10 protein-coding genes are annotated in these 11324 nt (G+C 50.9%); 9 read left to right on the forward strand and 1 reads right to left on the reverse strand.

Going from position 1 to position 11324, the window contains the following annotated elements:
- Positions 1 to 387: 387 nt before the first annotated feature.
- The 7 genes from putP to phoH all read left to right on the forward strand — a co-directional run bounded on the left by putP (position 388) and on the right by phoH (position 8359).
- Positions 388 to 1872 carry a sodium/proline symporter PutP gene (putP, locus tag ABIC79_RS21075; RefSeq protein WP_013575770.1) on the forward strand — a complete coding sequence of 495 codons (1485 nt, stop codon included), beginning with the start codon at positions 388 to 390 and terminating at the stop codon, positions 1870 to 1872.
- Positions 1873 to 2119: 247 nt separating this feature from the next.
- On the forward strand, positions 2120 to 2971 hold the full coding sequence (gene efeU / locus ABIC79_RS21080) for an iron uptake transporter permease EfeU (protein WP_037034423.1): 852 nt from the start codon (positions 2120 to 2122) through the stop codon (positions 2969 to 2971).
- A gap of 44 nt (positions 2972 to 3015) precedes the next feature.
- Complete coding sequence (gene efeO / locus ABIC79_RS21085; protein WP_013575768.1) at positions 3016 to 4143, forward strand: iron uptake system protein EfeO; 1128 nt, start codon at positions 3016 to 3018, stop codon at positions 4141 to 4143.
- A 152-nt stretch (positions 4144 to 4295) separates the two neighbouring features.
- Positions 4296 to 5591, forward strand: a complete 1296-nt coding sequence (gene efeB / locus ABIC79_RS21090) for an iron uptake transporter deferrochelatase/peroxidase subunit (protein WP_013575767.1) — start codon at positions 4296 to 4298, stop codon at positions 5589 to 5591.
- A 170-nt stretch (positions 5592 to 5761) separates the two neighbouring features.
- Positions 5762 to 6910, forward strand: coding sequence for an N-acetylmuramoyl-L-alanine amidase (locus ABIC79_RS21095; protein WP_354568388.1), 1149 nt, complete (start codon positions 5762 to 5764; stop codon positions 6908 to 6910).
- Between the two features lie 183 nt (positions 6911 to 7093).
- Positions 7094 to 7507: a hypothetical protein gene (locus tag ABIC79_RS21100; RefSeq protein ID WP_071823627.1), complete on the forward strand. Its 414-nt coding sequence runs from the start codon at positions 7094 to 7096 to the stop codon at positions 7505 to 7507.
- 63 nt (positions 7508 to 7570) lie between these two features.
- Positions 7571 to 8359, forward strand: a complete 789-nt coding sequence (phoH, locus tag ABIC79_RS21105; protein WP_013575764.1) for a phosphate starvation-inducible protein PhoH — start codon at positions 7571 to 7573, stop codon at positions 8357 to 8359.
- A 116-nt stretch (positions 8360 to 8475) separates the two neighbouring features.
- On the opposite strand, the gene chaA is transcribed toward phoH, so the two are convergent.
- Positions 8476 to 9576, reverse strand: a complete 1101-nt coding sequence (chaA, locus tag ABIC79_RS21110; protein WP_013575763.1) for a sodium-potassium/proton antiporter ChaA — start codon at positions 9574 to 9576, stop codon at positions 8476 to 8478.
- Positions 9577 to 10047: 471 nt separating this feature from the next.
- On the opposite strand from chaA, the gene chaB reads away from it, so the two are divergent.
- The gene (gene chaB / locus ABIC79_RS21115; protein ID WP_013575762.1) at positions 10048 to 10281 is read left to right on the forward strand and encodes a putative cation transport regulator ChaB; all 234 of its coding nucleotides are present in this window, start codon (positions 10048 to 10050) and stop codon (positions 10279 to 10281) included.
- A gap of 349 nt (positions 10282 to 10630) precedes the next feature.
- The gene (locus ABIC79_RS21120) at positions 10631 to 11320 is read left to right on the forward strand and encodes a gamma-glutamylcyclotransferase (RefSeq protein ID WP_121019255.1); all 690 of its coding nucleotides are present in this window, start codon (positions 10631 to 10633) and stop codon (positions 11318 to 11320) included.
- The last annotated feature ends 4 nt before the right edge of the window (positions 11321 to 11324 follow it).

An 11324-nucleotide genomic window follows, 5' to 3' on the forward strand; every position in this document is an offset into this window, starting at 1 on the left:
GCATTTTTAACAATAAAATAACGGCATGGATCTTGCCTGCATTCACCTGAGGAGAATGTCAAAGGTTGCATCAGGTGCAACTTTTGTCAGTGCAAAGTACAACCGGTATTGCGGATAACTGTGATGGAGGGTGAATTTTGTGTATTTGAAATGTTAAAAATATTGAAAAGTGGATCAGGCTAAACCAGTATCCGGCCCGACAGTAATTTTGAACAAAAACCACACAGAGTCAGTGACTACGTAAAAAATATGGAGAGTCTTGCTGCAACCTTACAGGGTTTCAGCCATCATCTCGCCCCGGCAGGTTTTTAGCGGCACTTCTGGTGGAGTGCTTCAGGACAGACAGCTGCCGGACAACATCGCAAAAAATAAGAAGTGGAGAATGGAATGACAATGAACACACCGATGCTGGTGACGTTTTGTGTTTATATTTTCGGGATGATTTTTATTGGGCTCATCGCGTATCTACGAACCAAAAACTTTGATGATTATATTCTGGGCGGACGCAGTTTAGGCAGCGTGGTGACGGCGCTTTCAGCCGGTGCTTCTGACATGAGCGGCTGGCTGTTAATGGGATTGCCGGGGGCGATTTTTATTTCCGGGATTTCGGAAAGCTGGATCGCCATTGGCCTGACCATCGGCGCGTACCTGAACTGGAAACTGGTGGCAGGGCGGCTGCGTGTGCACACTGAAGCCAATAATAATGCGCTGACACTGCCGGATTACTTTACCCATCGTTTTGAAGATTCCAGCAAGCTGCTGCGCATTATCTCCGCGATTGTGATTTTGGTGTTCTTCACCATTTACTGTGCCTCCGGCATCGTGGCCGGTGCGCGTCTGTTTGAAAGCACCTTCGGCATGACGTACCAGACTGCACTTTGGGCTGGTGCGGCGGCGACCATCATTTATACTTTTATCGGCGGTTTTCTGGCAGTCAGCTGGACTGATACCGTGCAGGCCAGCCTGATGATTTTCGCGCTGATCCTGACACCGGTTATCGTCATCCTCGCAGTGGGCGGTATTGATACCTCGATGATGGTAATCAATGCCAAAAACCCTGAATACACCGATATGTTCAAGGGCATGAATCTGGTGGCGATTTTGTCATTGCTGGGCTGGGGACTGGGCTATTTTGGTCAGCCGCATATTCTGGCGCGCTTCATGGCGGCCGATTCTCACCGAACTATCCGCAGCGCGCGCCGTATCAGCATGACATGGATGATTTTGTGTCTGGCGGGCACCATTGCCGTAGGATTCTTCGGGATTGCTTACTTCAGCAATAATCCGGGCGAAGCGGGCAACGTGACGCAAAACGGTGAGCGCGTGTTCATCGAGCTGACGAAAATTCTGTTTAATCCCTGGATTGCCGGTATTTTGCTGTCCGCTATTCTGGCGGCGGTGATGAGTACCCTGAGCTGTCAGTTGCTGGTGTGTTCAAGCGCGATTACCGAAGATTTGTATAAAGCCTTCCTGCGCAAAGGCGCAAGCCAGCGCGAACTGGTGTGGGTAGGGCGTGCGATGGTGCTGGTTGTGGCGCTGGTCGCGATTGCGCTGGCCGCCAATCCGGAAAACCGTGTTCTCGGTTTAGTCAGTTATGCATGGGCCGGTTTTGGCGCAGCATTCGGACCGGTGATCCTGATTTCCGTGATGTGGAAACGTATGACGCGTAACGGTGCACTGGCAGGCATGATCGTCGGTGCCGTGACAGTGATCCTGTGGAAACAATACGGCTGGGCCGAACTGTATGAAATCATTCCCGGCTTTATTTTCGCGTCACTGGCTATCTGGATTGTCAGCCTGGCGGGGCGTAAACCTTCCGCCGCCGTGGAACAGCGCTTCACTGTTGCGGAAGCGGAATATAATACTATTTAACGGTTTTTTACTTTTATGACACTCAGACCGGGGGCATTCAGCCCCCGGTTTTCAGCATTTTCCGCCGGATAATCCCCCCGTCCTGATTTTTCCTGTCTATTTACCGATCACGCTTCAAAAAAAGGATCGGTTACCTCTTGTATTTCTTTTGGCAAGAATGATAATCACTATCGTTTCTTTTTACTTTTCTTTACAGAGACCTTACACATTCTGTTGTTCGTCAGAATTCAGGGCTCGGGAGCTCGTCATGTTCGTTCCGTTTCTCATTATGTTTCGCGAAGGGCTGGAAGCTGCACTGATCGTCAGCCTGATTGCCAGCTATCTCAAACGGACGCAACGCGGGCAGTGGCTCGGTGTGGTCTGGATTGGCGTTTTCATCGCTGCCGCACTCTGTCTGGCGCTCGGTCTTTTCATCAATGCCACGACCGGTGAGTTTCCACAAAAACAGCAGGAGCTGTTTGAAGGTATCGTCGCCGTCGTTGCGGTGTGCATCCTGACTTATATGGTGTTCTGGATGCGCAAAGTGTCGCGTTCTATCAAAGTGCATCTGGAAGGGGCGATTGATCATGCGCTGAATTCCGGCCGCGGTCAGGGCTGGGCACTGGTCGCGATGGTGTTTTTTGCGGTAGCGCGTGAAGGTCTGGAATCGGTGTTTTTCCTGCTGGCGGCCTTCCAGCAGGATGTCGGCATCGAAGCGCCGATCGGCGCAGTGCTCGGGCTTGGCGCGGCCATCGTGCTGGGTTTCCTGATTTACTACGGCGGGGTGAAGCTGCATCTGGCGAAGTTCTTCAAATGGACCAGCCTGTTCATTCTGTTTGTCGCCGCCGGGCTGGCTGCGGGGGCTATTCGCGCTTTCCACGAAGCCGGATTGTGGAACCGTATGCAGGATATTGCTTTTGATCTGAGCGGCACATTATCCACGCACTCTTTATTCGGCACGTTGCTGGAAGGGATGTTTGGCTATCAGGAAGCCCCGACGGTCAGCGAAGTCGCGGTGTACTTCCTGTATCTGATCCCTGCGCTGTTCCTGTTCTTTATGCCACAAGGTAAATCGCCTGTGGCCGCGCCGGCCTCTGCCGGGCAAAAAACACGACGTTGATCCTTAAACCTTTCCATCATCTTGCCTTTGTCACGGAGTTGTACATGACACATTTTCGCCGTAAAGCTTTACAGATTGCACTGTTATCCCTGCCGGCTTTTGCGCTGAGCGCCAATGTGCTGGCTGCTGATGTTCGTCAGGTCAAAATTGCTGTTAACGACAAACAATGTGAACCGATGGCGCTGACCGTGCCCGCCGGTAAAACCCAGTTTGTTATCCATAACAACAGTCAGAAAAACCTGGAATGGGAAATTTTGAAAGGCGTGATGGTGGTGGAAGAACGTGAAAACGTGGCACCGGGTTTCACGCAAAAAATGACGGCTAACCTTGAACCGGGCGAATACGACATGACCTGTGGCTTGCTGAGCAATCCGAAAGGCAAACTGACTGTCACCGCCGAGGGGACAGCCGCTTCCGGTAAGCCTGACGCCATGGCGCTGGTTGGCCCGATTGCGGAATACAAAGTCTATGTGACGCAGCAGGTCGCTGAACTGGTGGCGCATACCAAAGCCTTTACCGACGCAGTGAAGAAGGGTGATCTGGCGAAAGCACAATCCCTTTACGCGTCAACCCGTGTTTACTATGAGCGCATCGAACCGATTGCCGAACTGTTCTCTGATCTGGACGGCAGCATCGACGCCCGTGAAGATGATTTCGAGAAAAAAGCCGAAGATCCTAACTTCACCGGTTTCCACCGTCTGGAGAAAATTCTCTTCGCGGACAAAACCACCAAAGGCACCGAACCCTTTGCTGACAAGCTTTATACCGATACCGTTGATTTGCAAAAACGTATCGCAGACCTGACTTTCCCGCCTAGCAAAGTGGTCGGCGGCGCGGCGGGCCTGATTGAAGAAGTGGCCGCCAGTAAAATCAGCGGCGAAGAAGACCGTTACAGCCGCACTGACCTGTGGGATTTCCGTGCCAACCTTGATGGCGCACAAAAAATCGTCAATCTGCTGCGTCCGTTACTGGTCAAAGCCGATAAACCGTTGCTGGATAAAATCGACGCTAACTTCAAAACCGTCGATGCGCTGCTGGATAAATACAAAACCAAAGACGGTTACGAGAATTATGAAAAACTGTCTGATGCAGACCGTAACGCAATGAAAGGGCCGATCACCACGCTGGCAGAAGACTTGTCCAAACTGCGCGGTGTGCTTGGTTTAGATTAAACTCCTCCCCCTGCGAAGGGGGAGGCAGGGAGGGGGTTTAGCAGACCATACACTGGCTGAAGCACGCTTCAACTTTTGTTTTTGACCGTAATACCCCACCCCAACCCTCCCCTTCGCAGGGGAGGGAGCTTTTAAATTCCCGAGGCATAGCAATGAGTCACAAAAACGATAATCAGAACGACGTTTCTTCTTCCCGCCGCAGTTTGCTGAAAGGTGTGGGATTGTTAGGCGGGGCATTTGCCCTGGGCGGCGCTGCCACGGCGCAGGCTGAGAAAACACCCGGCGCAAAAAAAGAGTACACGCCAGGCACGGTTTCCCCGGACGAACGCTGGGGCAGGCAACCTTATTACGGCGAGCATCAGGCAGGGATTTTAACGCCACAACAGGCGTCGATGATGCTGGTTTCCTTTGACGTGCTGGCCACCAACAAAGCCGATCTGGAGCGTCTTTTCCGTCTCCTTGATTCACGGTTTGCCTTCCTGACCAAGGGTGGCACCGCACCTTCAATGGATCCGAAATTCCCGCCGATGGATTCCGGCGTGATGGGGGCAGAAATCTACCCGGATAACCTGACCATGACGCTGTCGGTGGGGGATTCCCTGTTCGATGAGCGCTTTGGATTAGCGCCGCATAAGCCGCTGAAATTGCAGCGCATGACGCGTTTCCCGAATGATTCACTGGATGCCACACTCTGTCATGGTGATCTGTCACTGCAAATCTGTGCCAACAACAACGATACGGTGGTGCATGCGTTGCGTGACATCATCAAGTACACACCGGATTTACTCAGCGTGCGCTGGCGTCGTGACGGCTTTATTTCGTCCCACGCAGCGCGCAGTCAGGGCAAAGAAACGCCGATTAACCTGCTGGGCTTTAAAGACGGCACGGCGAATCCTGACTCGAAAGACACACCACTGATGGATAAAACCGTCTGGGTCACCGCCGGTCAGGGCGAACCGGCGTGGACGCTTGGCGGCAGTTATCAGGCCACACGTCTGATCCCGTTCAAGGTGGAATCCTGGGACCGTACGCCGTTGCAGGAGCAGCAGTCTATTTTCGGGCGTAACAAAGCCACCGGCGCACCTTTGGGGATGGAAAAGGAGCACGATGTGCCGGATTACGAAAAAGACCCGGAAGGTAAGACCATCCGCCTTGATTCGCATATCCGTCTGGCGAATCCGCGTACCAAAGCCACCGATGAAAACCTGATGCTGCGCCGTGGCTACAGCTATTCGCTTGGCGTGACCCATTCCGGGCAACTGGAAATGGGGCTGATTTTTGTCTGTTATCAGCATGACCTGGAAAAAGGTTTCCTGACCGTGCAGAAACGCCTGAACGGCGAAGCGCTGGAAGAGTATATCCGTCCGAATGGCGGCGGCTTTTTCTTCACGCTGCCGGGGAATAAAGATGAAAGCCACTATCTCGGTCAATCGTTAATCGAAGCGTAATTTAATGCCTCCCCCTGCGAAGGGGGAGAAGCTCAATCCAGAAATCCTTTTTACGCTTCGTTACGCAATTCACCGCCTGTTAATACTCCGCTGCATCCCAAAAAATCTCAGCAATGTCATGATGATAAATCGTCAAACTGATTTATTACGATGCCTGCTCCGAGACTGTTATGACCATCAACCATGCCCGCAGAAAATTACTGATCTTTGGCATCGGACTTTCCCTGACGGCACCACGCCTGTATGCCGCCCAAAAAGCCGTGCGCATTACCATGACATCAGACGCCAGTCAGATTTACCTGACGTTACCGGCAGCGGATAAATACAGCCGGGTGTTTATGCTCAGTGCGCCGGAAAGAGTGGTGATTGATATGCCGATGGCGTCATTTCCACCGGAACTGGAGCATGCGCTGACGGTGGTCAGGCAGAAATTTTCGTGGATAAAAGAGGGGAGGATTGCTCACTTCAGCCCGCAAGTGGCGCGCATTGTGTTGCAGGTAAACGGTAAACCGAAGATTACGCGCAGCACGGAAAACGGTGTGCTGAACGTGACGATATCCGGAGAAAGCCCTGACGCCGCGATTTTGCCCGTCACCACCGCTGCACCTCGGGCAGAGAAACCGCTGCTGGTGATGATTGATCCGGGGCATGGCGGAAAGGATCCGGGCGCGATCGGCAACGAAGGCACCTATGAAAAACACGTGGTGCTGCACATCGCCAAACGACTGCAAACCTTGCTTGATCAACAGCACGGTATTCAGGCGGTGCTGACGCGCCAGGATGACGTATTTATTCCGCTGTATCACCGCGTCAGCCTGGCGCATCAGCATGAGGCAGATCTGTTTATCTCAATTCATGCCGACGGTTTTACCAACGATCAGGTCTCCGGTGCGTCGGTTTTCGCGCTGTCTGAACACGGTGCGGGCAGTGCGATGGCGCGCTATTTGTCGCAAAGCGAAAACAGCGCAGATGTGTTGTATGACGACGATTTTAAAACCGACGATCAATACCTTAAAGAAACGTTGTTTGATCTCGACCAGCACGAAACCATTCATCGCAGCCTGAATTTTGGCCATCATCTGACGGCAACTATTAGTAAAGTGCATCACATGCACAGTCCGCATCCTGAACAGGCGGGATTTGCGGTACTGAAATCCCCGCGAATTCCTTCCGCGCTGGTGGAGACATCCTTCATCACCAATAAACAGGAAGAAAAATTACTGGGTGAGCCGGTGTTTCAGGAGAAAATGGCGCATGCGCTGGCGGAAGGCATTAACAGTTACTTCATCAATGAAAAGAAAAATAATCTGCTGGGCTGAGAGAAATTCAGCACGATTAAAGAGGATCTGAAAAAGATCCTCATGATCCTATTGACGTCAGCCACAAACTTTTTTACATTTTGGTAACGCAAATGTTTCAGCTGTCATTATACTGACATTTATAAGCGGTAGTTTTCACGAGGTGTACGGCAGGTGCCGTTAATAACACTGCGGGGAGCGCGAATGGTAAAGTCCATGTTTGGGCTGTTGATCGAAAATAACACACTTCTCTCATTCACTCGTTGTTGTCGCTTAAATGCAAACGAGGGCCAGGCTTCCGACTCTCTAATATTTCAACCTTTACTTTCAGCTTTTTCCTGCCGCTTGCTGCAAAAAATATCATCCACTCAACCTCAACCCTGTTCTTTAACTGACCCCGTAAATGTTTACCAAAATGATGTGAATATCACTGGCTTTTATTCTGGAATTTTCATTGTATGGGTCAGCGGTTTGTCATTATTGACACTTTTGACAATGCCTCCTCGTGAACAGAAAACAACCAAAAGACTTTCCGTTAATCCCTTTGGTTTCTTTTCCTCTTCACGTTATTCATTGGCTCCACTTGGTCTAAAAGGAGACCAAAACCTCATTTGTTAGTGAAACATAACCGTGCGGGCATTATGCCTTAGCGTTAAGTGAATCAAACTGTAAGGTGCCACTATGGGAAGACAGAAAGCAGTGATCAAAGCTCGTCGTGAAGCAAAACGTGTTATTCGTAGTGATTCACGTAGTCACCGCCAGCGCGAGGAAGAATCTGTGACGTCATTAGTACAGATGGGCGGTTTGGAATCGATCGGCATGGCTCGCGACTCCCGCGATACGTCCGTCATCGAAGCGCGTACTGAAGCTCAAGGTCATTACTTATCAGCCATAGAGAATAAGCAGTTAATTTTTGCCACCGGTGAAGCCGGTTGCGGCAAAACATTTATCAGCGCTGCGAAAGCGGCAGAGGCATTAATTCACAAAGAAATCGACAGGATTATTGTGACGCGCCCGGTATTGCAAGCCGATGAAGATCTCGGTTTCCTGCCCGGTGATATTTCTGAGAAGTTCGCGCCTTATTTCCGTCCGGTCTACGACATTCTATTACGTCGTCTGGGTTCATCATTCCTGCAATATTGTTTGCGACCGGAAATAGGGAAGGTTGAAATTGCGCCATTCGCTTATATGCGCGGGCGTACTTTCGAAAATGCGGTGGTTATTCTGGACGAAGCGCAGAATGTCACGGCCAGCCAGATGAAAATGTTCCTGACCCGTCTCGGTGAAAATGTGACGGTGATTGTTAACGGTGATATTACCCAGTGCGATTTACCACGCGGCGTAGTATCGGGGCTCAGCGATGCAATGTCTCGCTTCGAAGAAGACGAGATGATTGGCATCATTGAATTTGGCAAAGAGGACTGCGTGCGTTCAGAGCTGTGTAAACGCACTCTCCACGCCTACTCTTAATTCTCCCATCCCTCCCATGAAAAAGGCCGCTCAGTTGAGCGGCCTTTCTTTTGTCATTCTTCATTCAATCAAAATCATTTGGGTTGTATCAGGGCGGCAACCCGAAGGATGAAGATTTAAAGCATAATTAGCATCATGTAGGCGCAGAAGAGGGCCAGATGCGCGGTACCGTTTAATACATTGGTACGGCCAGTGGAGAATGAAATCTGGCACAAGATCAGCACCGCCAGCATCACCACAATATTCGCCGGATCCAGGCCGAAAATCAGATCCTGACCTGTCAGGGTGGCGATGACGGTCACCGCCGGTACGGTCAGTGAAATCGTCGCCAGCACGGAGCCGAAGAACAAATTCATGGCGCGCTGTACCTGATTTTTCAGTACCGCTTTCAGTGCGCCCAGACCTTCCGGTGAAAGGATCAGTAACGCGACCAGGAAGCCGGTGAACTGCGCAGGAGCATTCAGTTCGGTCAGCAGGCTTTCCAGCGGATTGGCGTTGAACTTGGTCACTGCGATAACCAGCACCAGATGGACAATCAGCCAGAGCGTATGCGTCAGGTTACTTTTCGAAGACGGTTTTCCGTGTCCGTCTTCTTCGCCTTCATCTTCATGCTCGTAGATAAACAGGCTCTGATGGGTTTTGGTCTGGATAAGCAAAAATACGCCGTACATGGCGGCTGAAATCATCGCGACAAACAACGCCTGTAGCGTCGAGAAATTGCCCGCCGGCAACGCGGCAGGCAGCACCAGCACAATCACCGCCAGCGGGAATATCGCCATCAGGTATTGTTTGATCCCACCGAGATTCACATATTGTGTCGCAAATTTGCGCCCGCCCAACAGCAGGGCAACGCCAACCAGACCGGCGGTAACAATCATGATGATCGAGAACAACGTGTCACGCATCAGCGCGGGCGCGGCGTCGCCGGTCGCCATCAGGGCCGAAATCAGGCTGACTTCGAGGATGACCACTGAAAGGCTGAGGATCAGCGACCCGTAAGGTTCGCCAAGACGATGTGCCAGTACGTCGGCATGACGCACCACGCTGAAGGCGCTGGCGAGGATACCGACCAGCGCGATTAAATTGATACCGACAACCGAGGCAAAGTTACTGCTGTTGCCCCAGAGGATGAGAACGATAAGTGCAGCGATGGGAAAAACCAGGGAGTATTCCTGATGGCGGGTTTTGATTTTTGGATGTTCCTGTGAAGACACCATGATGATTATTCTCCTTATAAACGCTCACGTAATAACAACCGCCTGTCTGTCAGTTGTCAGAAAAATGCCTGGCAGCATAAAGGTCTAACCTGTTAAGTATAGTAGATAAATTAATCTATTAACAGGGTAAAGTCATTGTTAATGCATAAAAAATGACATATCAATTGTTTATCATGGAATAATCTGAATTAACCAGCAATAAACACCCTAATAATTCGTTTTGTTAAAATATTAAGTCATTTAAAAACAATGTATTATATTGATATTGTAGTAATATGGCGATTATGCGTCAGTTTGTGTAAATCATCAGGATACCCACACAATTTCATGGAGTAAATGTGCAGTCAGCGGCCCGATAACGAGAATAATCTGGCAGCGTCCTTTGAGGGTAGCAGCTAGACTTTATCCTGTGCGCAGACGCCGCACATAAAAAATATCAATGCGATGAACGCTATGAAAAAGGAGACGACTATGCCTTATCAGAACCGCTCAGCGTTGCCTGAATCCGTGCGCAATGTGCTTCCTGCCCATGCGCAGGATATCTATAAGGAAGCGTTTAACAGCGCCTGGGATGAGTATAAAAAACCTAAAGACCGGCAGGGCGATGACTCGCGTGAGGAAACGGCGCATAAAGTTGCCTGGGCCGCTGTGAAACATGGGTATAAAAAAGGAGATGACGATAAGTGGCATCCTAAGAAATCCTGATATGAATGGCAGGTGAGGGCGATCCCGCGCCTGCCAGAAGGTCTGCCCGGCCTCCGGGTTCCCGCTGTTTTTGTTTTATTCCCCCCCTAAATATCAACATTCATGCAATGTTCATAAAATAATCACTTTATTTTCGTTTTGTGATCGCTCTCAACCTTGATTGCAACGAAAGAAACGAATAAGGTTTCATTCAGCAGGGGTATACGAAACTTCCTAATAAATTTGCCCTGCGGCCTGAAGCTCAGGCGAAACTGTCCGATAGCGTTATTAAATGAAACTCACGATAACGGAGAACACAGCGTTAACAGCATGGCATGTTCAAAAGTAAGTCGTACCGAAGGGGGAATGAATGTTAACTCGAGATTTCCTGCGTAACGCAGATTGCAAAACAGCATTCGGCAGCATTGATGAGTCGATGCTACTGACCCCTGAACAGCGCGCAGCCTCTCTGAGCTGCACGCTGGTGCGTCGCCCCGACAACAGCCCGGTCTGGATTTTTGGTTACGGTTCACTGATGTGGAACCCGGTTTTTGACTCGGAAGAGGCGCGACCCGCCACATTGCACGGTTATCATCGTGCCTTCTGTTTACGCCTCACCTCCGGGCGTGGTACCCATGCGCAACCTGGCCGCATGCTGGCGCTGCGGGATGGCGGAAAAACCACCGGTCTGGCGTTCCGTCTGCCGGAAGACACACTTCTCGATGAACTCGAATTGCTGTGGAAGCGTGAAATGCTGACCGGCTGTTATCGTCCGACCTGGTGCGAACTGAATCTCGACGATGGCCGCAAGGTGACGGCGCTGGTGTTCATTATGGATCCCTCGCACCCGCAATATGAGGCCGATACCGATTATCAGGTTATCGCGCCACTGATTGCGCAGGCCAGCGGCCCGCTCGGGACCAATGCACAATATCTGTTTGCCCTGGAAAAAGAGCTGAACAACTACGGCATGCGTGATGACTGCATGAGTGAGCTGGTCAAACAGGTACGAATGCTGTTGTCCGTTTCTCCCGGTTTTGATGTGCCGGGGCTGAGCTAAGCCC

The organism is Rahnella sp. 2050 (assembly GCF_040544515.1).
GTDB lineage: Bacteria > Pseudomonadota > Gammaproteobacteria > Enterobacterales > Enterobacteriaceae > Rahnella > Rahnella aceris.

Bases quoted from the DNA above. Each gene is read 5' to 3' on its own strand.
- ABIC79_RS21095 (WP_354568388.1), top strand. From the start codon at position 5,762: ATGACCATCAACCATGCCCGCAGAAAATTACTGATCTTTGGCATCGGA.
- ABIC79_RS21100 (WP_071823627.1), top strand. From the start codon at position 7,094: ATGGTAAAGTCCATGTTTGGGCTGTTGATCGAAAATAACACACTTCTC.
- chaB (WP_013575762.1), top strand. From the start codon at position 10,048: ATGCCTTATCAGAACCGCTCAGCGTTGCCTGAATCCGTGCGCAATGTG.
- ABIC79_RS21120 (WP_121019255.1), top strand. From the start codon at position 10,631: ATGTTAACTCGAGATTTCCTGCGTAACGCAGATTGCAAAACAGCATTC.
- efeB (WP_013575767.1), top strand. From the start codon at position 4,296: ATGAGTCACAAAAACGATAATCAGAACGACGTTTCTTCTTCCCGCCGC.
- efeO (WP_013575768.1), top strand. From the start codon at position 3,016: ATGACACATTTTCGCCGTAAAGCTTTACAGATTGCACTGTTATCCCTG.
- putP (WP_013575770.1), top strand. From the start codon at position 388: ATGACAATGAACACACCGATGCTGGTGACGTTTTGTGTTTATATTTTC.
- phoH (WP_013575764.1), top strand. From the start codon at position 7,571: ATGGGAAGACAGAAAGCAGTGATCAAAGCTCGTCGTGAAGCAAAACGT.
- chaA (WP_013575763.1), bottom strand. From the start codon at position 9,576: ATGGTGTCTTCACAGGAACATCCAAAAATCAAAACCCGCCATCAGGAA.
- efeU (WP_037034423.1), top strand. From the start codon at position 2,120: ATGTTCGTTCCGTTTCTCATTATGTTTCGCGAAGGGCTGGAAGCTGCA.